The organism is Pseudomonas sp. PS1(2021), from assembly GCF_020405165.1.
GTDB classification, from domain to species: Bacteria; Pseudomonadota; Gammaproteobacteria; order Pseudomonadales; family Pseudomonadaceae; genus Pseudomonas; species Pseudomonas aeruginosa.
Genome location: NZ_CP084484.1, coordinates 2,316,084 through 2,337,074, shown reverse-complemented (window position 1 = coordinate 2,337,074; position 20,991 = coordinate 2,316,084). Strand labels below are relative to the sequence as shown.

Sequence of the window (20,991 nt, the reverse complement as noted above, 5' to 3'; positions counted from 1 at the left end):
GGCGATAGCCGGGGAGATGGACCCTGAATGATATGTTTTATCAATTCCGCATGTCGACCGGCGGGTCCGGTTATGTGCGGAATGTCGCCGTTGCGATCTTTTCGCCGGCTTCATTTGCCGGGCTTTGCCGTTCTGTGGCAGGCGCACGCCTGTTCCTGGCGCTCCGGAACCGGGTCGTAGCCGCCGGGGTGCCAGGGGTGGCAGCGCAGCAGCCGGCGCGCGCCGAGGTAGCCGCCTCGCAGCGCGCCATGCACGCGGATGGCTTCCAGGGTGTAGTGCGAGCAACTGGGGTAGAAGCGGCAGCGGGGACCGATCAGCGGGCTGATTGCGTACTGGTAGAAGCGGATCAGCCCGATCAGCAGGAACTTCATGGCGAGCCCTCGGCGGGGTTGCGGCGGCGAGCGGGCATTGTAGCGCCGTTGTCGGTCCTCAAGGAGCATTCTCCGCCGCGCAATAAAGGGTCCGCCCGTCGACGAGGCTGCGAGCAGTCGCCAGGCGGCCGCGCAGGCCGGGTTCTTCCGGCGCCAGCGTGCCTTCGCGCCAATCGCCTCCGCGCAACGGAATCAGCGCCGAACGGCCGTAGCCCGGGCAGTACGCCTCGGCGTCGCCCTCCAGATAGTCGACGCCGTCCAGGGTCAGCTCGCCGACATTCCAGCGCGCGCCGAGGTAGGCCTGGCGGAACGGCCCGTCGGCAAGGACGTAGAAGCCCCCGCGCACCTCGCTGGCCGCCGTGGCGAAGCCGATGGTGCGTCGCGGTTGCGGGATCACCAGTAGCGGTCGCCGTGGGTCGGCGAAGGCCTCCTGCAACTCGACCAGGCGCTGGCGGGTGGCGCCCATCTCGCGCCGGTAGCGCTCGCCGCGCGCCCGCGCGTCGTCGGGGAGTTCGCTCCAGGCCGGAGGCTGGTCGCGCAGCAGGTAGTCCAGCGGCCAGGTGCCGGCCGTCGCGGCTTCCTTCCAGTCCGCGTCGTCGTCGCGCAGGTCCAGCAGCACTCCGGCCAGCGCGCCGATCTCGTAGGCTTCGCTGTCGACGCCGACGCCGATCTCGTTGGCATCGTAGAAGGCCAGGGCGTACTCCCGCAGCGCCTGCCGATAGCGTTGCGGATCCTCGGCGAAATCGGTGCGGTAGCGCGCGGCGGCGGCCATCTCGATGTAGCGCGCGGTGCCTTCGCTGAGATCGACCTGCGCCGCCAGCCGGCTTTCCTCGGGAGCCGCTTCGCGCCAGCGGCGCAGCCAGCCCTGGGCGTCGCTCAGGTAGCTGTCGCGCTGCCCGGGCGTGCGCAGGGCCTGGAGCAGCGACTGGAACAGGGCATAGCGGTATTCCCGCGGGCGCGGGTCGAGCGTGGCCAGGTCGCCGCGATAGCCACCGGGCTTGCGCAGGCCCGGCCAGTCTTCCTGGGCGTAGCGATGGAAGGCTTCGTGCGGGCCGATGGCGGCCAGCGTCTCGCTATTGCCGGTATTGCTCCGCAGGTGCGCGGCGCTGATCTGCAGCAGCACCGCCGGACGGCCCCGGTAACGCGGAAAGGCATAGCTCAGGTCGAGATCCGGGTCGCTGTCGCCCGCCGCCGTGGTGCGCTGCGCGCGGCCTTCGGCATCGGCGACCCAGGTACTGCGGCCATCGCTGTAGAGGAAGGCCTTGTCGGCCATCCGCCAGCCGGGCCAGAGTCGTTCGCTGTGCTGGCCGACGGCATGGACATAGGCCAGGTAGCGGCGGGCGAACGACTCGCTGTCCGTCGCCGCGGCGGGAAGGGACAGGGCAAGCAGGAGCAGGGGCAGGGCTCGGGTCATGGCGGGTACGGTTGCGCAAGGTCGGTCGGGGCGACGAAGGTATGCCGCCGCTTCCCGATTGACCGTCGCGGCCGCTGCCGCGTTCCCCTAGGCGGTGTTGCGCGCCCGCGCCAGGTCGCGCAGCGGCGGGGCGCCGAACAGCCGGCTGTACTCGCGACTGAACTGCGATGGGCTTTCGTAGCCGACCCGGTAGCCGGCGGCGGCCACTTCCAGGCCCTCGCTGAAGATCAGCCGGCGCGCTTCCTGCAAGCGCAGCTGCTTCTGGTACTGCAACGGGCTCATCGCGGTCACGGCCTTGAAGCGGTGGTGCAGGGTCGAGGGGCTGAGGTTGACCACCTGGGCCAGTTGCTCGATGCGCAGCGGCTTGCCGTAGTTCTGGTTGATCCAGTCGATGGCGCGGGTGATGCGGTGGGCCTGGCTGTCGGCGATGGCGATCTCGTGCAGGCGCTGGCCCTGGCCGCTGCGCAGCAGCCGGTAGAAAATCTCGCGGAGGATCAGCGGCGCCAGCATCGGGATGTCGCGCGGGCTGTCCAGCAGATGGATCAGGCGCAGCACCGCATCCAGCAGGCTGGCGTCGATACGGTCGACGTAGAGGCCACGGTCGCCGCGCCGGCTGGCCACTTCCATGGGCCCGGCGTCAGAGATCAGTTGGGTGATTTCCGCAGGGTCGATATCCAGCCGGACGCAGAGGTAGGGGGCGTCCGGCGAGGCGTCGATCACCTGGCCGGCCAGCGGCAGGGTGACCGAGACCACCAGGTAGTGCAGCGGATCGTAGATATAGCGTTCCTCGGCCAACTGCACCTCCTTGCGGCCCTGGGCGATGATGCACAGGGCAGGTTTGTGCATGCCGCGCGCCGGCAGGGTGGGGCCGTCGGCGCGAATCAGGGCGAGGGGGTCGACGGCGGTGCCGTAGACACCGTCGCTGGGACAGTGCTTGAGCAGCAACTGCGCCAGTTCGCTCTGGCGCTGGCGCAGTTCGGCGGGGAGATCGACGGAAAGAAGCGGGGTGTTTTCGCTCATGCGGGGACTCGCGGGGGAAACCTTCCCAAGACTAGCGCGCGCCGCGGCGGCAGGCACTCATCGCGATGCGCGTTGGCAGGATCAGGCAAGCATTCGCCAGGAACAGGCAAGCCAGCTAGTCGCACGGGGCGCAAGCGGATGAGAAAAAACCGGAACGCGGCAGTTTCAGGCAAGAACCCGACAGTATCCGTCTACCGATTCCCCGCGCCATCCCCCTAATCTGGCTGGCATGGCGGAATCTCCGTCATGCCGATGGGAAACACATGCAGGGGGACACACCTATGTCAAATCAACAGGCCAGACTGTCATCGGGCGGCATGTCGCCGGAGCGCGCGCCGGGTGCCTTCCGTTCGCGGCCGGTGCGCGACGGCGCGCTGGTCCCCGAGGCGCCTTCCCGTTCGCCTTCCGGCCCTGCCGCGGGCGGCACGCTGGCGCGGCGGACCCATCCCGGCAACTGGTAATCGGAGGCAGGGCACATGCGTCACCCTTACACCCCACAGCGGCCGGCCGGCGTCTTGGCGCCGCCGGCCCTTCCACTTCTGGTGCCGCTTGCGCAGCGGCGAATCCATGTCGAGGAGGCAGAGAGCATGCCAGCGTTCAATCGGGCCAGTCACCTGGTCAGCATTCGCGCCCGCAGCGGCCAGTCGCACCGCCTCGGCCTGCGCCTGCAAGAGCTGGCGCAGGCGGGCCAGGCCGCGCCCGGTTGCCTGCGCTACGAACTGCGCCAGGCGGACGGGGACTCCGACCTGTGGTTGTTGCACAGCGAGTGGAGCGATGACGCGGCCATGCAGGCGTACCTGGCCGGCGACGCCCAGCGGGTCTTCGCCGAGGTGCTCTGGCAAGCGCTGGCGGCGACCCTGGACGTGCAGGAGCGGCCTTTCTGAAATCGGGCGGGCGGATGATGCGGCGCGGCGTCCGCCCGTCCCCCTTGTTCTGGCCTCTCAGCGACCCGGCGTGACCGGCGACTGGTCCGCTCGTTCGTCTTCGACGTCGCGATGTCGCTCGAAGGCGGTCGCCGGCGAGCCATCGGCATTGACCTGCAACACCGCGCGCGGACGGCCGTCCTCGCCAATGAATACCTGGCCGATCCCGGCGCTGTTCCACAGGCGCTCGCCGGCCTGGCTGTGCTGCGGAACGCGCGGGCGGATTTCCAGACTGCGCCGCTGGGTCAGCCAGTTCAGCGGCGACCAGGGCGCATAGAGCCAGCGATTGAGGCGGTCGAACCAGTCCAGCAGGCGTCGCGGGAATTCGTTCTTGATCCCGCTGCTGGTGATCTGCCAGAGCCGGGGCCCGCGCTCGCGATGGCGAATCCGGATGTCGTAGACGAAGGAGTAATGCACGTCGCCGGAAAGGATCAGGTAGTTACCCGGCGTACGCGAGTGGCGGAAGATGTTCATCATCACCGAGGCCGCGCCGCGATGGGCCATCCAGTTTTCCGCATCGACCAGCAGCGGCTGGCCGATCCAACTGAAAAGCTTCTGTACGCCCTCGATCAGCTTGACCCCGAACATCGGCGCCGGCGACACGATGATCGCCGCCTTTTCGCCGAGCAGGTCCTGCTGGAATTCACTCAGTGCCTCCCAGTCCATCAGCCCGGAGGGCCGGCCCAGGTTGCGCTCGCTACGCCAGCGGCGGGTGCGCGTGTCGAGGACGATCAGGGTCGGGCTGCCAGGCAACCGGTAGTGCCAGTGCTGGAAGTCGAGCAGGGCATCGAGCAGGCGGTCCTGCTCGGCGCAGGGCAGCCGGCCGTCTGCCGCGGCACCCTCCATCAGGGCCGCGACCGGCGCCAGCCATTCGCCGCAATGCTGCGGGTCGTTGCCCCAGCCCTGGCAGAGCAGGTAGGCGAGCAGGGCGTTGCCGATGATCCGCCGGGAGAACGGATGGCCGTAGGCGGTCAGCTCCCAGCGTGCTGAAAGGTTCCAGTCGTCGGTGATGTCGTGGTCGTCGAAGATCATCAGCGACGAGATATGCGCCAGCGCCCGCGCCACGCGGGGCAGGCCATCGCGGAAGGCTTCGATGTGCCGGCGCTCGCCGGCGAAGCGCTGCGCGTGCCGCGCATCCAGCCCCGGCGGCGGTTCCAGCCTGACCAGGCGCCAGGGCGCCGGCGACCAGACCAGCAGGTACATCGCCAGCACCTCGGCCAGGCCGACCAGATGGTTGTGGGCGTTGGCCGAGGTGAAGATCGGCTTCTTCACCCCGCCGAAGAAGCGCTCGCGCAGGGCTTCGTTGGACTCGAAGGCGGGCAGCAGGTCCTCGCGCCGGTAGTAGGTGGCCGGGTGCGCGTAGAGTGCCTCGCTGTCGTTCACCAGTGCGCCTTCCAGGTGTTCGCCGTACAGGCCGAGGCGGTGGATCAACCCATGGATGGCCACCAGCATCGGCCCGGCGACGTCGTCGGCGTAGACCTGGTCGCCGCTCATCATCAGCAACGCCGGGCGGCTTTCGGCCTGCAGCAGGTTTTCCTCCAGCAGCCGGTCGACCTGCAGCAGGCCATCGGCCGCTGGGTGATGCGGCTTGCGGCAGGAGCCGTGGAGCAACTGGTCGAGACGTGGCTTGAGCACCAGGCTGGCGCGCTGGCGACCGGGGTAGAGCAGATGCGGCGCCCATTCGGCGATTCCCGCAGGCTCCCGGCCGTCGGCGGCGAGGCGCAGGTCGTAGTCGACCAGGCGGGCGCAGGGCAACGGCGGGTCGAGCGCGACATCCAGCAGGTGCAGCCAGGCATGGGTGCCGATGCGGATGGCCGAGTGGGTTCCTTCCGCGAGGCGGACCCGACGCTCCGCCTCGCCTTCGCTGGCGAGGATCAGTTCGATGGTCGTCGGGCATGACGTGGCCAGCCAGAACACCAGGCGTCCGGGCTCTGCGCGGCGCAGCAGGGGACCGGCCAGGACCAGGGGCAGGGCTTCGTCAGGCGGGGTGTCGTTGGGGAGCGAGGCGGACATTGGTACGGGCGTTGTCGACGCGGCGAAACAAGCTGACGAGTATGCCGCTTTCGGCGGATCGCGGCGTTGCCATTTCGTAAGGAATGACGACAGTCGTCGCGGGATGGCGATCTTCTAATGCCAAAAAGTTAAGTACACCTTAATTAATATTCTTTTTTGCGTTCGGGCTTCTGCGGCATATTGCCTTCCGCGCAGGCCCGGCGGCCTGCCATCGCTGTTTGCGGGAGGGACACGTGCAATCCGACGTCGGCGCCGCCTCCCGCCGATCAAGGTTTCGCCTGCCACCCCGACGCCCGGTGGCGCAGGCCCGTAGCACGAGAGTGCGGAATGGGCATGGATCAGACACGCAATCGCCTCGTCGGCCTGATGTTCCAGAACGACTATTCCTGGCTGAGCGGGCGCCTGCGGCGCTACCTCGGCTGCCCCCACAGCGCCGAGGACATCGCCTCGGAAACCTTCCTCAAGGTCCTTGCCCTGCCGGACCCGGCAAGCATCCGCGAGCCGCGCGCGCTGCTCACCACCATCGCCCGCCGGCTGATGTACGACGGCTGGCGGCGCCAGGACCTGGAACGCGCCTACCTGGAAAGCCTGGCCGGGCTTCCGGAGGCCCTCGCGCCGTCCGCCGAGGAGCAGGCCCAGGTGGTGGAAACCCTGCTGCGCCTGGAGCGCATGCTCGCCGGGCTGTCGCCGAAGGCCCGCGCCGCCTTCATCCATAGCCAGATCGGCGGACTGACCTACGTGGAGATCGCCGGCTTGCTGGAGGTTTCCGTCAGCCGCATCCACCAGTACATGGTCGAGGGCTTCAAGCAGTGCTACCAGGTGCTTGCCGAATGAGCCAGGGAAGGCGAGAACGCATCCTCGACGAAGCGGCGCAGTGGATGGCGCTGCTGCAATCCGGCCATGCCGGCGCCGAGGAGCGCCTGGCGTTCCAGCAGTGGCGCCAGGCCGATGCCGAGCACGGTGCGGTGTTCGACCGGCTCAGCCTGGGCTTGCAGTCGTTTCGCGACGAGCCCCTGCACGGCTTGCGCGCCGAGCAATTGATCGGAGCCCTCGAGGCGCCGTCCGCCCGTCGCCGGTTTCTCCAGCGCAGCCTCGCCCTGGCGGCGTTCGGCGTGGCGACGCTGGCGCTTGGGCGGATCGGCATCGTCGGCTTCCCCTGGCCCGGCGACCTGTACACCGGCACCGGACAACGCCAGAGCTTCCGCCTGGAGGATGGCAGCCAACTGGTGCTGGACGCGCGCAGCCGGGTACGCCCCGAATTCGATGGCTACCGGCGTCGCCTGCGCTTACGCGAGGGCCGCCTGCTGGTTGACGTGGCACGGGATCCGGCGCGGCCTTTCGTCGTCGACACCGGGCGTGGCCAGGTCGAGGCGCAGGGAACCCGCTTCCAGGTCAGCGATGACGGCGCCAGCTCGCGAGTGGTGGTGCTCGAGTCGCGGGTGCGGATCACCACTGCCGACGGACGGCAATGCCTGTTGGAGCGCGGCCAGAGCGCCCGTTTCGACGCCTCGGCGATTCTCGCCCGAGGTCCTGCCGAAGGCGGCGAGAGCGCCTGGCTGGATGGCCGGCTGGAGGTCCGCGACCGCCCGCTGGGGGAGGTGCTGGAAGCGTTGCGCGCCTATCGCCGCGGCATCATCAGCGTCGCCGACGACGCGGCGGCGCTGCGCGTCAGTGGCATCTACCCGCTGGACGACAGCGGCGCGGCGCTGGCATTGCTGGAGCAGAGCCTACCGATCCGGCTCGACTACCACGGGCCCTACTGGGTCAGCATCGCCAGCCGCTGAGGCGCGCGCCCGGCGGCGAGCCGGGCGGCGCGACGCTTCAGAACGGCTTGGTCGGCAGGTACTTGCCGTCGAGGGTGATCACCGCCCGCGAGCCGCCTTCCGGGTCCTCGACCTTCTTGATGTCCAGCTTGAAGTTGATCGCGCTGATGATGCCGTCGCCGAACTGTTCGTGGACCAGCGCCTTCAGGGTGCTGCCGTAGACTTGCAGCATCTCGTAGAAGCGATAGATGGTCGGGTCGCTGGGAATGCCGCCGGGAATGCTGCCGCGCAGCGGGATGCTTTGCAGCAGGAGCACCGCGTCGTCGTCCAGGCCGAGTTGGGCGGCGACCTTGCGCGCCGCCGCCTCTGGCAGGGCATGCTGGCCGAGCAGGGCGGCGGTGACGAAGGTCAGGGCGAGACCGGTGCCGTCGGCCAGGTCCTGCCAGGACAGGCCCAGGCGGGCCTTGTTCAGGACCACGGTCTCGGCCAGTTGCTGGCGCGCGTTGGGGGACACTTGGCTGTGTTGCATGAGATGACTCTCCTTGCGGGTGGTTGTGAGGAAAGGGATTCAGGCGACCGCCTGCCCGGGTTCGCCGCCTACCGCGCGCACTTCGGGATGCTCGGCGAGGGAGACGAAACGCCGGCTGGCGCCGTCGAGGGCGTCGATGCGGCCGCTTTCGATGTCGTAGACCCAGCCGTGCAGGTTCAGCCGACCCTGCTCCAGGGCGCGGGCGACGCAGGGGTGGGTGCGCAGGTTGGCCAGTTGGGCGATCACGTTGTGCCGCACCAGGGCGTCCAGCCGCGCCGCCTCGGAGGCGTGTTCGTGGGCGCTGTTCATCGCCCGTGCGGCCTCGGCGTGGTGCAACCAGCCGGCCACCGCCGGCAGCTGGTCGAGACAGGCGCAGGACGCGATGGCGCCCATCGCGCCGCAGTCCGAGTGGCCGCAGACCACGATGTCGCCGACCCCGAGCACCGCCACCGCGTATTCCACCGAGGCGCTGACCCCGCCGGGCTGCGGCCCGTAGCCGGGGACGATGTTGCCGGCATTACGGATCACGAAGAGTTCGCCGGGCTCGCGCTGGGTCAGCAGTTCGGGGACCACCCGGCTGTCCGAGCAGGCGATGAACAGTGCCTTGGGGGCTTGCCGGGTGGCCAGGGACTTGAACAGTTGCGAGCGCGCCGGGTAGGCGTCGCGCTGGAAGCGGAGAAAGCCGTCGATGATGTCACGCATGGCGCTGGGCTCCTGGCCGTCGAATGGTGGGGCCAGGATGCGCGGATTGAGCCATAGGGTCCAAGACCGGTTTATTATTCCAGTCATTGGTCTGGTCTATAGTTGGATGTTTCCATGCTGCTTCGCCACCTGCGCTACCTGCTCGCTGTCGCCGAGCATCGCAACTTCACCCGCGCCGCCGAGGCGCTGCACGTTTCGCAGCCGACCCTGTCGCAGCAGGTGCGGCAACTGGAAGAGCAACTGCGCGTGCAATTGCTCGACCGCTCCGGCAGGAGCGTGCGTCCCACCGATGCCGGCGAGCTGTACCTGCTTCATGCGCGGCGTGCCTTGCGCGAGCTGGAAGCGGCGCAACGGGCGATCCACGAGGTGCGCGACCTCAGTCGCGGCCGCCTGCGCCTGGGCATGACGCCGACCTTCACCTGCTATCTGGTGGGCGCCCTGGTGGATCCGTTCAATCAGCGCTATCCGGGCATCGAGTTGAGCCTCGAGGAGTTGCCCCAGGACGCCCTGGAGGCGGCGCTGATCGACGATCGCCTGGACCTTGGCGTGGCCTTCAGCGAGCCGGGTTCGGTGGAGATCGACAGCCAGCCGCTCTACCTGGAGCGCCTGGGCCTGGTGCTGGGGGCGGAACACCCGGCGGCGGACGCGCCGCTGGCCGCCGCAGCGCTGGCGGAGTTGCCGTTGGCGTTGTTGCGCGACGACTTCGCCACGCGCCGGCACATCGACGCTTACCTGCGCCAGCAAGGGGTGACGGCGCGGGTGGCGCTGGAGGCGAACTCGATCAGCGCCATCGTCGACGTGGTTCGCCGCGGAAGACTGGCCAGCATCCTGCCGGAGGCGGTGGCGCGCCAGCAGGCCGGGTTGCGCTGCGTGGCGCTGCGGCCGGCGTTGCCGACCCGCCAGGTAGCGCTGTTCTGGCGCCAGGGCAGCCACCCCGGTGCCGCGCGCCTGGCCTTCCAGGCCCTGGCGCTGGAACTCGGCGCCGAGCTGGGCGACGCCTGAGCGGGATCAGCCGCGACTCGGCTGCAACGCCGCGGGTTCCTCACGGCGCAGCCGCAAGGCCAGGGCGGCGCCGAACAGGGCGAGCAGGGCGCTGAGCGCGGTCACCCATTCGATGCCGCGCGCCTGGCTGGCCAGCAGGCTGGCGGCATCGGCGCCGCGCACCTGGGCGTTGGCCAGCGCCACCAGCAGGGCCAGGCCGAGCGCGCCGCCGATCTGCTGGGTCATCGAGGCCATCCCCGAGGCGACGCCCTGTTCGGCGGGATCGACGCCGCTGGCGGCGCTCACCCACATGGCGGTCCAGGTCATGCCCTGGCCGATGCTGAGGATCACGATGGCTGGCAGCAGCGCCAGGAAGCCGCGCCCCAGCGGCAGGCACGCTGCCAGCAGGCCGAGCCCGAGTGCGCCCAGCAGCAGGCCGGCGACCAGCGTCGCGCGTGCCCCGTGGCGGGCCAGCAGGCGCTCGGCGACGCGGATACCGAGGGTGCAGAGCAGAGTCGCCGGGAGGAACGCCAGGCCGGTCTGCAACACGCTGTAGCCGTACACCGACTGGAAGTAGATGGCCAGGAAGTAGTACTGCACGCCGTAGCTGCTCATGAAGATCGCGGTCAGCAGCATCGCCACCTGCAGGTTGCGGTTGCCCAGCAGGCGCAGCGGCATCAGCGGGTCGCGGCTGTAGTGTTCGATGGCGAGGAACGCCAGTAGCAGCGGGACGGAAAGGTAAAGTCCGAAACGTACCGAGGGCGCATCCCAGCCCGACTCGGGGCCCTGGACCAGGGCGAAGACCAGCAGGGTGGCGCCGGCGGTGACCGTCAGCGCGCCGGCCAGGTCGAAGCGCCGACCGCGCTGGCGCCGGGTGTCGGCCGGGATCAGGCGCAGGGCGAGCAGCGCCGCGGCGCCGGCCAGCGGCACGTTGACCAGGAAGATCGAGGCCCAGCCGAACAGCTCGGTGAGCGCGCCGCCGAGCGCCGAGCCGAGCGCCAGGCCGAACGCCGAGGCGATGCTCCAGATCGCCAGGGCACGATTGCGCGCCGGGCCCTCGGCGAAGTGATTGCCGATCAGCGCCAGGGTCGCCGGGAACAGCAGCGCGCCACCCAGGCCCTGCACGGCGCGGGCGAGGATCAACGGCAACTCGCTCTGGGCCAGGCCGCCCGCGAGGGAGGCGAGGGCGTACAGGCTTTGCCCGAGGACGTACATGCGGCGCCGGCCGAGCAGGTCGGTGGCGCGCCCGCCGAGCAGGAGGAAGCCGCCGAAGGCCACCGTATAGGCGCTCACCACCCATTGCAGGCGTTGCGCCGAAAAATCCAGCGCCCGGCTGATTTCCGGCAGAGCGACGAACACGATGGTGGCGTCGAGGGCGATGATCAGTTGCGCGCAGGCGAGCAGGGCGAGCATCCAGTTGGAAGGGGCGGCACGGTCCGTCACGGCGGGACTCCTGGTCTGGGTTGGGCGCGGCCAGTGTTTCTCATGCTGGAATCGTGATAAATAGCCTCTCCGTCCTTTCACTGATGAAAATAATCATCGATGAGATCGCCATGGACCTGAATGCCGTCAAGTTGCTCGCCCGCGTGGCCGAGACCCGTAGCTTCACCCAGGCCGCCGTTTCTCTCGGTCTGACCCAGTCCGGCCTGTCGCGCGCCATCGGCCGGCTGGAAGCCGAACTCGGCGTGCGTCTGCTGCACCGCACCACCCGCAGCGTCAGCCTGACCCCGGACGGCCAGCTGTTCTACGAGCGCTGCGCACCCTTGCTGGCGGAACTGGAGGAAGTCGAGAAGTTGCTGGTGGACCGCCAGTGCGCGCCGAGCGGTCCGCTGAAGATCACCACCCCGCAGGCGCTCGGGCGGATCGTGATCATGCCGGTGCTGCGCGAACTGACGCGGCGCTACCCGCAATTGCAGATCGAGGCGGCGATGACCGATCGCCTGGTCGACCTCACCGAGGAAGGCTTCGACGCCGCCGTGCGTCTCGGTCGGGTCGGCGACGTGCGCCTGATCGCCCGGCCATTGGCGGCGTTGCGCTGGGTCACGGTGGCGTCGCCGGAATACCTGCGCAGTCACGGCACGCCGGAGCGCCTGGAGCAACTCGCCGGGCACAACTGCCCGACGGTGCGCGACCTGCACACCGGCAAGCTGCTGGAATGGCAGTTCCAGCGCGACGGCCAGCCGCTGAGCCTGGCGGTGCGCGGCGACCTGGTGCTGGACGTGGCCGACGCGCTGGTCGACGCGGCGCTGGTCGGCCAGGGCATCGTCCAGGTGATGGGCTTCATGGCCGAGGAGGCGATCCGCCGGCGTCGACTGGTACGCATCCTCCAGCCCTTCGAACCGCCGCTGTGCCCGGTGTCGCTGATCTACCCGCCGTCGCGGCAGTGCTCGCTGAAGATCGGCGCGCTCTACGAGGAACTGAAGAGCGCGCACTGGTGCGGGGCGCTGACGTACTGACCCGAGGGCGGCAGGGCGGATAACGCCGTGTTCGGACCGGCGGATAGCCGCAAGCGGCTATTCGCCCTACACGGGGCAAGGCCGGTAGCCGAGCTTGGGGAAGATTGTCGGGTAGGGCGAATAACGCCGGAGGCGTTATCCGCCGCTATGCCTATTCGCCCGCGCTTATAAGCTCAGAACAAAGCGTTCCAAGCCTGCCCTGCAAATCTCCCGCGCTCATCGCTCATCCCCTGGAAACCATGTTTTCGGGGGGAACCGAACGATGCCGCACCATGCTCCATCCACACGCCTGCCTTCCAGCCTGGCCCTGGCCGCGCTGCTCGCGGCGGCCTACGCCGCGCCGCCGGAGGCACGTGCGGAGACGCCCGCGCCCGCCGCCAAGGCGCTCACCTTCGACGTCGCCGCCGGCCCGCTGGACCAGGTGCTGCTAGGCATCTCGCGGCAGAGCGGCTTGCTGATCTCCTTCGAGCAGTCGCTGGTGCGCGGCCGGCAGGCGCCGGCGGTGCGCGGTCCGCTGAGTGTCGACCAGGCCCTGGAACAGGCCCTGCGCGGTAGCGGCCTGCAGTTCCGCCGTTCCGAGCGCGGCGCGGTGATTTCCGCCGCGCCGCTGCGCGCGGCCGTACCGGCGGCGAAGGTGCAGCCGCTGGCGGCGAAAGCGGAGCAGACCCTGGAGCGGGTGGTGGTGACCGGCTCGCGGATTCCCCGCGCCCAGCAGGAAGGGCCGTCGCCGGTCACGGTGATCAGCAGCGAGGAAATCCAGAACCGTGGCTACCGCAACGTCTTCGAGGCCTTGCAGACGCAGACCCAGAACACCGGCATGACCCAGGGCGAGGACTACGGCAACACCTGGCAACCGGCGGCCAACGCCCTCAACCTGCGCGATCTCGGCCCCAACCACACGCTGGTGCTGATCAACGGCCGGCGCGTCGCCGACTACCCGACCGCCTATGGCGGCTCGGTGAACTTCACCAACCTGGCGAACATCCCGGCGGTCATGATCGACCGCATCGAGATCCTCAGCGGCGGCGCCTCGGCCATCTACGGCTCGGATGCCATCGCCGGGGTGGTCAATATCGTCCTGAAGAAGAAATTCGATGGCGTCGACGTCAACCTGCGCGCCGGCACCACCGAGCGCGGCGGCGGCGACAACCAGCGCCTGCAACTGGTCGGCGGCGGCGCGACGGGCGACTTCGAAGGCCTGTTCGGCCTGCAGGTCGAGCAGCGCCAGCCGGTCTGGGCCAACCAGCGCGGTTTCATGGACAGCTACCCGGACGGCAACAACGTCGGCTACCGGCTGAACCCGCAGAGCGGACGCTACCTCGGCGACGCCTCCTGCGCCGGCCTCGGCGGCCTGTTCGGCGGCAACGTGGCGCCGGTGCCGGGCGCCAGGGGTGGCTATCGCTGCATGACCGACCAGTACTACAACAACTACTGGACCCTACAGACCAAGAAGGAAAACTACGACGGCTACGCCGGCGGCACCTGGCACCTGAGCGACAGCGGCAAGCTGTTCGCCGACCTGCTGTTCGGCTTCGACCACCTGCAGAACAATACCCGCGGGCCGTCCTTCACCTCGCCGGACTTCATCAATGCCTCCAGCGGCGACCTGGAGCGCTGGTACCGGCTGTTCTCGCCCGAGGAGATCGGCGGCAAGAGCAGCAACAACAGCAAGTGGCGCGAGGTGTCCTGGACCGGCACCCTCGGCTACAGCGACCGCGTCGCCAATACTTCCTGGGAATACGAACTGGCCGCGACCCGCTCCGAGTACCGCAGCGACCGCACTACCCGCTACACCCCGGCGGCCGGGATCCTCGACCTGTACCTGGGCCGCAAGCTCGGCGAACGCGACGGCTACCCGGTCTACGATCCCGATCCGGCGCGCCTCGGACGTCCGCTGAGCGAGGAAGAGTGGCGCAGCCTGCGGCGCAACGTGACCCAGCACAGCGAGTCCTACTCGCAGACCTACAGCTTCACCGGCAACGGCGAGCTGTTCGACCTGCCGGCCGGCCCGGTGGCCTTCGCCGGCGTGCTGGAGGTGGGCAAGCAGGGCTACAGGATCCGTCCCGACTCGCAATACAACGACGGCTCTCTCTACAACGTCTCCAAGGCCAGCAGCTCCGGCGGCTCGCGCGACCGTTACGCCGCCGGCGGCGAATTCAGCATCCCGCTGCACGACACGCTGCTGGCGTCCGCCGCCGGCCGCTGGGACCAGTACAGGTTCAGCGGTCGCACCGAGGAGCAGACCACCTACAACCTGGGGCTGGAGTGGCGCCCGCTGACCAGCCTGCTGCTACGCGGCAGCTACGGCACCAGCTTCCGCGCGCCGGACCTGAACTACATCTACCAGGCCGACGCCAACGGCTACTACCCGGCGCAGAAGGACTACTACGGTTGCGAGAAAGGCGTCGACGGCGCCTGCAAGAACGGCCGGGTCGACTACGTGCAGAGCGGCACGCCCGACCTGAAGTCCGAGCGCGGGCGCTACTGGAGCTACGGCTTCGTCTGGTCGCCGTCGAGCAGGTTCGACTTTTCCGCCGACTACTACCACATCCAGATCGATGACCTGCTGACCACCCTCGATCCGGACAAACTGCTGCGCGACGAGGCGGCCTGCCGTAGCGGCGGGCTCGATCCGGACTCGGCGCAGTGCCGCGACACCCTGGCGCGGGTCGAGCGCAACGCCGGCGACGCCAGCGTCGACCCGAATCGCCTGAACAAGGTCTACGTCAATGCCATCAACGCGGCCAAGGAGCGCACCAGCGGCATCGACCTGCGCAGCAACATCCGCTGGGGCGCCGGCGACTACGGCGCCTTCTCCTCGACCCTCGGCTACACCCTGGTGTTGTCCCACGACTACAAGCAGTCCGACGACTACCCCAGCGAGAACCAGCGCGACAGCCTCGACTCCCACGACTGGCGCAGCAAACTCAACGCCAGCCTGACCTGGGACTACGCACAGTTCACCTCGACGCTCTTCGCGGTGCGCTACGGCAGCGTTACCAACGCCGCTGGCAGCGGGCGCCTGAGCCCGTGGACGGTGTTCAACGCCAGCGCCCGCTACCGGCTCAACGAACGCGCCAGCGTCGGCCTGACGGTGAACAACCTGCTCGACCAGATCAAGGAGGACGACTCCGATGGCTGGCCGTACTATCCCACCGGCAACTACGACGCCATGGGCCGCCAATGGTGGCTGGACTTCAGCTATCACTTCGGTGGTTGAGCCATGCCCGGACGCATCCTGGTCTTCGCTTGCTGCCTGCTCGCCAGCCTGGCCCGCAGCGAGCCGCGCCATGCCATCACGCTCTACGACGAGCCGGCGAAATATCCGCCGGGTTTCCAGCACTTCGACTTCGTCGACCCGCAGGCGCCCAAGGGCGGCAGCCTGCGGCGGATGGAAAGCGGCAGCTTCGACACGCTGAACCCCTTCGCCAACCGCGGCACGCCGATCAGCATGACCCAGGCCGCGCTGATCTACGAAACCCTCGGCTTCCAGTCACTGGACGAGCCGTTCACCGAATACGGCTACCTGGCGCGCTACATCGAGAAAGCCCCGGACAACAGCTGGGTGCGTTTCCATATCGATCCGCGGGCGCGCTTCAGCGACGGCGTGGCGGTCACCGCCGAGGACGTGAAGTTTTCCTTCGATAGCCTGGTCGAGCAGGGCAGCCCGTTCTGGCGCGCCTACTACAAGGAGGTCCGCGAGCCGGTGGTGGAGGATCGCCTGCGCATCCGCTTCGATTTCCGTCATGCCGGCAACCGCGAACTGCCGCTGGTGCTGGCCCAGCTCTACGTGCTGCCCAGGCATTGGTGGCAGGGACGCGACTTCAACCGCAGCAGCATGCAGCCGCCGCTGGGCAGCGGACCTTACCGGCTGGAGAAGGCCGAGGCGGGGCGTTCGGTGAGCTACCGGCGCAACCCCGACTGGTGGGCTCGCGACTTGCCGGTCGGGCGTGGCCTGTACAACTTCGAGCGGATCCGTTTCGACTACTACCGCGACAGCGGCGTGGCCTTGCAGGCGTTCAAGGCCGGGCAGGCCGACATCAATGTCGAGACCAGCGTCAAGGCCTGGAGCAGCGGCTACGACTCGCCGGCCCTGCGCGATGGCCGGTTGCGCCAGGAGAGCTTTCCCTACCCGTACCCGGCCAGCCTCCAGGGCCTGGTGTTCAACCTGCGCCGGCCGCTGTTCGAGGACCGCCGGGTACGCCAGGCGCTGAGCCTGTTGTTCGACTTCGAATGGACCAACCGGCAGCTCTTCGGCGGTCGCTACAAGCGCCTGCGCAGCTATTTCGACAACTCGGAGATGGCCGCCCGCGGCCTGCCCGGCGCCGACGAGCAGGCCTTGCTGGAGCCGCTGCGCGGGCAAATCCCCGAGGAGGTCTTCGGCCAGGCCTACGCTCCGCCGGTGAACGACGGCAGCGGCGATATCCACGAGCGCCTGGTGCAGGCCTACCGCCTGCTCGGCGAGGCCGGCTGGCATGCCGTCGACGGGCGCCTGCTGGATACCGCCGGACGGCCGCTGCGCTTCGACCTCCTGCTCCAGGGCAAGGGCCTGGAGCGCGCGCTGCTGCCGTTCCAGCGCAACCTGGCGCGGATCGGCATCGATATGCGCCTGCGCCAGGTGGACGCTTCGCAATACATCGAGCGCATACGTGCGCGGGACTACGACATGATCGTTTCGAGTTTCTCCCAGTCCAATTCGCCGGGCAACGAGCAGTACAGCTTCTGGCATTCCTCCAGCTACGCCGATCCCGGCGGCTACAACCGCATCGGCCTGAAGGACCCGGCCATCGACCGGCTGGTCCAGGCGGTGGTCGAGGCCGACTCGCGGGCCGCCCTGGAAACCGCCGTGCGCGCCCTCGACCGGGTGCTGCAATGGGGCTACTACCTGATCCCGACCTGGTATTCCGACGAGATCTGGATCGCCAGCTGGAATCGCTTCGGCCGACCGCCGCAGGCGCCGCGCTACAGCCTGGGGCTGAACACCTGGTGGGAAGTCCGCGAGCGGGCCGCGCCGAGCCGGGAGGCGCAGTGACATGGGCGGCTACCTGTTGCGCCGCCTGGCGCTGATCCTGCCGACCCTGCTGGGCATCCTGCTGATCAACTTCGCCATCGTCCAGGCCGCACCCGGCGGGCCGGTGGATCAGGCCATCGCGCGCCTGCAGGGCGTCGACGGCGGCGGCCCGCTGGGGCGTGGCGGGGAGGGTGGGCATGGCGCTCTGGAACCGCAGCGCCACGGCGAGACCGGCATCGATCCGCAGCTGGTGGCCGCCCTGGAGCGCCAGTACGGCTTCGACAAGCCGCCGCTGCAACGGCTCTGGCTGATGCTGTCGAGCTACGCCCGGCTGGATTTCGGCGAGAGCTTCTACCGCGACGCGCGGGTCATCGACCTGATCGCCGAGAAGCTGCCGGTCTCGCTGTCCCTGGGCTTGTGGGCGACACTGATCACCTACCTGGTGTCGATTCCCCTGGGGGTGGCCAAGGCGGTGCGCCACGGCAGCGCCTTCGACCTGTGGAGCAGCGCGCTGGTGGTGGTCGGCTATGCGGTGCCCGGCTTCCTCTTCGCCATCGTCCTGATCGTGCTGTTCGCCGGCGGCAGCTACCTGGACTGGTTCCCCCTGCGCGGCCTGGCTTCCGAGGGCGCCGAGCGCCTCGGCCCGCTGGCGCGCTTCGCCGATTACCTCTGGCACCTGGCGCTGCCGGTGGGTTCGCTGGTGGTCGGCGGTTTCGCCACCCTGACCCTGCTGACCAAGAACAGCTTCCTCGACGAGATATCCAGGCAGTACGTCGCTACCGCTCGCGCCAAAGGGCTCAGCGAGCGCCGGGTGCTCTACGGCCATGTGTTCCGCAACGCCATGTTGCTGGTGGTGGCCGGGCTGCCGGCGGCGCTGGTCTCGGTGTTCTTCACCGGGTCGCTGCTGATCGAGGTGCTGTTCTCCCTCGACGGCCTCGGCCTGATGGGCTACGAAGCGGCGCTCGGCCGCGACTACCCGGTGGTGTTCGGCAGCCTGTTCATCTTCACCCTGCTCGGGTTGCTGGTGAAGCTGGCCGGCGACCTGGCCTACAGCCTGGTCGACCCGCGCATCGACTTCGCCGCGAGGAAACAGTGAGATGGCCATCGTCCTTTCCCCGCTGCACCGCCGCCGCCTCGCCGCGTTCCGCGCCAACCGCCGCGGGCGCCTGGCGCTACGGCTGTTCCTCGCGCTGTTCGTCACCTGCCTGTTCGCCGAGCTGATCGCCAACGACCGCCCGCTGCTGCTGGAATACCGTGGCCAGTGGTTCCTGCCGGTGCTGCGGGACTATCCGGAAACCGCCTTCGGCGGCGAGCTGCCGTTCCCGCCGGACTACCGCGGTCGCTTCATGAGCGAACGCATCGCCCGCGACGGCTGGGCGCTGTGGCCGCCGATCCGCTTCGACGCGCGCAGCATCAACTACGCGCGCCCGGCGCCGGCGCCGCCCTCGGCGGAGAACTGGCTGGGTACCGACGACCAGGGCCGCGACGTGCTCGCGCGGGTGATCTACGGCCTGCGCCTGTCGATTCTCTTCGCCCTCGGCCTGACCCTGGCCTCGTCGTTGCTGGGAATCTGCGCAGGCGCGGTGCAGGGCTACTACGGCGGCTGGATCGACCTGTTCGGCCAGCGCTTCATCGAGGTCTGGTCGGGTCTGCCGATGCTTTACCTGCTGATCATCCTCGCCAGCCTGGTGCAGCCCGGGGTCGGCTGGCTGCTGGCGATCATGCTGCTGTTCTCCTGGACCAGCCTGGTCGACGTGGTTCGCGCCGAGTTCCTTCGCGGTCGTCACCTGGAGTACGTCAAGGCGGCGCGGACCCTCGGCCTCGGCGACGCCGGGGTGATGTTCCGGCACATCCTGCCCAACGCCATGGTCGCGACCCTGACCTTCCTGCCGTTCCTGCTCTGCGGCGCGGTGACTACCCTGACCGCCCTGGACTTCCTCGGTTTCGGCCTGCCGCCCGGCTCGCCGAGCCTTGGCGAACTGGTCGGGCAAGGCCGCGACAACCTCCAGGCGCCCTGGCTCGGGCTGACCGTGTTCGTGGTCCTGGCGACCTTGCTCAGCCTGCTGGTGTTCATCGGCGATGCGGTGCGCGACGCCTTCGATCCGAGGACATGAGATGAACCGGGAACTGTTGCGAGTGGAAAACCTGAGCGTCGCCTATGGCGACACGCAGGTCGTGAAGGGGATCGACTTCAGCCTGCGCGCCGGCGAGACCCTGGCCCTGGTCGGCGAGTCCGGCTCCGGCAAGTCGCAGACCGCCCACGCCCTGCTGCGCCTGCTGCCGGGCGCGGCGCGCCTGGGCGGCAGCGTGCGCCTGGACGGCGAGGAACTGCTCGCCCTGTCGCCGCAGGCATTGCTGGCGATTCGTGGGCAGCGCATCGGCATGGTGTTCCAGGAGCCGATGACCTCGCTCAATCCGTTGCAGCGCATCGGCCGCCAGGTCGGCGAGGGCCTGCGCCTGCATCGCCGCCTGCGTGGCGCCGCGCTGCGCGAGCGGGTACTGGAACTGCTCGAACTGGCCGGCCTGGAACAGCCGCGACGCCTGCTCGAGGCCTATCCGCACCAGCTCTCCGGCGGCCAGCGACAGCGGGTGATGCTGGCCATGGCGCTGGCCTGCGAGCCGCAACTGCTGATCGCCGACGAACCGACCACGGCCCTCGACGTCACCGTGCAGAAACGCCTCCTGGAGCTGCTGCAAAGCTTGCAGCGACGGCTGGGCATGGCGATCCTGCTGATCAGCCACGACCTCAACCTGGTGCGCCGGGTCGCCGATCGGGTCTGCGTGATGCGCGATGGCCAGATCGTCGAGGAGAACGCCTGCGAGACGCTGTTCCGCTCGCCCCGGCATCCCTACACGCGCCTGCTGATCGAGGCCGAGCCGGGTGGGCTGGCGGAGCCGGTGGCGTACCGCGAGACCTGCCTGGAGGTGCGCGCGCTGAGCCTCGACTACCCCGCGCCCGGCGGCTGGCTGCGCCGGCGCGCGGGACTGCGCGCGGTGCACGAGGTCAGCCTGCGGCTGCGCCGTGGCAGCACCCTGGGGATCGTCGGCGAAAGCGGTTCGGGCAAGTCCTCCCTCGGCCAGGCGCTGCTGCGCCTGTTGCCGGCCGAAGGGCAGATCCTGTTCCAGGGCGAGCGCCTCGACCGGCTGCACGGCAAGCGCCTGTTGCCATTGCGCCGGCAGTTCCAGGCGGTGTTCCAGGACCCCTACGGCAGCCTCAACCCGCGCCTTAGCGTGGAACAGATCGTCGGCGAAGGCCTGCGTATCCATGGCATCGGCGATGCCGGCGAACGCCGCGCGCGGGTGCTGGAGGCACTGCGCGAGGTCGGTCTCGACGAGCCTTGCCTGGAACGCTATCCCCACGAGTTTTCCGGCGGCCAGCGCCAGCGCATCGCCATCGCCCGCGCGCTGGTGCTGAAGCCGGCGCTGATCCTGCTCGACGAACCGACCTCGGCGCTCGACCGCAGCGTGCAGTGCCAGGTGGTCGAGCTGCTGCGTCGGTTGCAGCGTCGCCACGGGCTGAGCTACCTGTTCATCAGCCACGACCTGGCCGTGGTACGCGCCCTGGCCCACGACATCCTGGTGCTCAAGGACGGCCGGGTGGTGGAGCAGGGCAGCGCCGCTGCGCTGTTCAGCCAGCCGCGCCACCCCTATACCCGCGAGTTGCTCGGAGCGATACCCGCGCTGCGCCTGGAAGAGCACCTGCGGGTGGCCGGGCTGGGAATCTGAGGCGGGAAACCATGCTGACTCTAAGGATGTTCCGAAAGGTTCTTTCCAGACGCCCCGGCGCTTTTCTTAAGATCGGCCTGCG

At 69.1% G+C, this 20,991-nt stretch carries 18 protein-coding genes; 11 read left to right on the top strand and 7 right to left on the bottom strand.

Annotated elements, in window-relative coordinates:
• Positions 1-110 precede the first annotated feature (110 nt).
• The 3 genes from yidD to cmrA all read right to left on the bottom strand — a co-directional run bounded on the left by yidD (position 111) and on the right by cmrA (position 2,805).
• Positions 111-371, bottom strand: coding sequence for a membrane protein insertion efficiency factor YidD (gene yidD, locus LE197_RS10985; protein ID WP_003106504.1), 261 nt, complete (start codon positions 369-371; stop codon positions 111-113).
• A 58-nt stretch (positions 372-429) separates the two neighbouring features.
• On the bottom strand, positions 430-1,785 hold the full coding sequence (locus tag LE197_RS10980) for a hypothetical protein (RefSeq protein ID WP_016561831.1): 1,356 nt from the start codon (positions 1,783-1,785) through the stop codon (positions 430-432).
• Between the two features lie 87 nt (positions 1,786-1,872).
• A complete protein-coding gene (gene cmrA, locus LE197_RS10975; RefSeq protein WP_003118542.1) occupies positions 1,873-2,805 on the bottom strand; it encodes an AraC family transcriptional regulator CmrA in 933 nt (310 codons plus the stop codon).
• Between the two features lie 281 nt (positions 2,806-3,086).
• Between cmrA and LE197_RS10970 the strand changes: the two genes are divergently transcribed.
• Together LE197_RS10970 and LE197_RS10965 are read left to right on the top strand one after the other, a co-directional pair.
• Positions 3,087-3,266 (top strand): hypothetical protein, encoded by a 180-nt coding sequence (locus LE197_RS10970; protein WP_010792373.1) that lies wholly within the window; start codon positions 3,087-3,089, stop codon positions 3,264-3,266.
• 126 nt (positions 3,267-3,392) lie between these two features.
• Positions 3,393-3,689 carry an antibiotic biosynthesis monooxygenase family protein gene (locus tag LE197_RS10965; protein ID WP_003118540.1) on the top strand — a complete coding sequence of 99 codons (297 nt, stop codon included), beginning with the start codon at positions 3,393-3,395 and terminating at the stop codon, positions 3,687-3,689.
• A 57-nt stretch (positions 3,690-3,746) separates the two neighbouring features.
• Here the strand turns inward: LE197_RS10965 and LE197_RS10960 are convergent, their stop codons facing one another.
• The gene (locus LE197_RS10960; RefSeq protein WP_003118538.1) at positions 3,747-5,741 is read right to left on the bottom strand and encodes an alkaline phosphatase D family protein; all 1,995 of its coding nucleotides are present in this window, start codon (positions 5,739-5,741) and stop codon (positions 3,747-3,749) included.
• A 327-nt stretch (positions 5,742-6,068) separates the two neighbouring features.
• On the opposite strand from LE197_RS10960, the gene LE197_RS10955 reads away from it, so the two are divergent.
• Both LE197_RS10955 and LE197_RS10950 read left to right on the top strand, forming a co-directional pair.
• The gene (locus tag LE197_RS10955) at positions 6,069-6,575 is read left to right on the top strand and encodes a sigma-70 family RNA polymerase sigma factor (RefSeq protein ID WP_003088700.1); all 507 of its coding nucleotides are present in this window, start codon (positions 6,069-6,071) and stop codon (positions 6,573-6,575) included.
• Entirely contained in the window at positions 6,572-7,525 is a 954-nt protein-coding gene (locus LE197_RS10950; protein ID WP_003107078.1) for a FecR family protein, read from the top strand. Before LE197_RS10955 ends, LE197_RS10950 begins: the two co-directional genes overlap by 4 nt.
• A 37-nt stretch (positions 7,526-7,562) precedes the next feature.
• On the opposite strand, the gene cynS is transcribed toward LE197_RS10950, so the two are convergent.
• Both cynS and cynT read right to left on the bottom strand, forming a co-directional pair.
• A complete protein-coding gene (cynS, locus tag LE197_RS10945; protein ID WP_003088707.1) occupies positions 7,563-8,033 on the bottom strand; it encodes a cyanase in 471 nt (156 codons plus the stop codon).
• A gap of 39 nt (positions 8,034-8,072) precedes the next feature.
• On the bottom strand, positions 8,073-8,735 hold the full coding sequence (cynT, locus tag LE197_RS10940) for a carbonic anhydrase CynT (RefSeq protein WP_003107081.1): 663 nt from the start codon (positions 8,733-8,735) through the stop codon (positions 8,073-8,075).
• Between the two features lie 114 nt (positions 8,736-8,849).
• On the opposite strand from cynT, the gene cynR reads away from it, so the two are divergent.
• A complete protein-coding gene (cynR, locus tag LE197_RS10935; protein WP_003114874.1) occupies positions 8,850-9,737 on the top strand; it encodes a transcriptional regulator CynR in 888 nt (295 codons plus the stop codon).
• A gap of 6 nt (positions 9,738-9,743) precedes the next feature.
• On the opposite strand, the gene LE197_RS10930 is transcribed toward cynR, so the two are convergent.
• Positions 9,744-11,129, bottom strand: coding sequence for an MFS transporter (locus tag LE197_RS10930; RefSeq protein WP_042173162.1), 1,386 nt, complete (start codon positions 11,127-11,129; stop codon positions 9,744-9,746).
• 140 nt (positions 11,130-11,269) lie between these two features.
• Between LE197_RS10930 and LE197_RS10925 the strand changes: the two genes are divergently transcribed.
• The 6 genes from LE197_RS10925 (at position 11,270) to LE197_RS10900 (ending at position 20,909) form a co-directional block, all read left to right on the top strand.
• Positions 11,270-12,172 (top strand): LysR family transcriptional regulator, encoded by a 903-nt coding sequence (locus LE197_RS10925; protein ID WP_003107805.1) that lies wholly within the window; start codon positions 11,270-11,272, stop codon positions 12,170-12,172.
• Positions 12,173-12,434: 262 nt separating this feature from the next.
• Positions 12,435-15,392, top strand: a complete 2,958-nt coding sequence (locus LE197_RS10920) for a TonB-dependent receptor (protein ID WP_003114871.1) — start codon at positions 12,435-12,437, stop codon at positions 15,390-15,392.
• A 3-nt stretch (positions 15,393-15,395) separates the two neighbouring features.
• Positions 15,396-17,204, top strand: a complete 1,809-nt coding sequence (locus LE197_RS10915; RefSeq protein ID WP_023109167.1) for an extracellular solute-binding protein — start codon at positions 15,396-15,398, stop codon at positions 17,202-17,204.
• A 1-nt stretch (position 17,205) separates the two neighbouring features.
• Positions 17,206-18,279, top strand: a complete 1,074-nt coding sequence (locus LE197_RS10910; RefSeq protein WP_016253498.1) for a microcin C ABC transporter permease YejB — start codon at positions 17,206-17,208, stop codon at positions 18,277-18,279.
• Position 18,280: 1 nt separating this feature from the next.
• On the top strand, positions 18,281-19,297 hold the full coding sequence (locus LE197_RS10905; protein WP_023081727.1) for an ABC transporter permease: 1,017 nt from the start codon (positions 18,281-18,283) through the stop codon (positions 19,295-19,297).
• A gap of 1 nt (position 19,298) precedes the next feature.
• Positions 19,299-20,909, top strand: a complete 1,611-nt coding sequence (locus tag LE197_RS10900) for an ABC transporter ATP-binding protein (RefSeq protein ID WP_023109166.1) — start codon at positions 19,299-19,301, stop codon at positions 20,907-20,909.
• Positions 20,910-20,991: the final 82 nt, after the last annotated feature.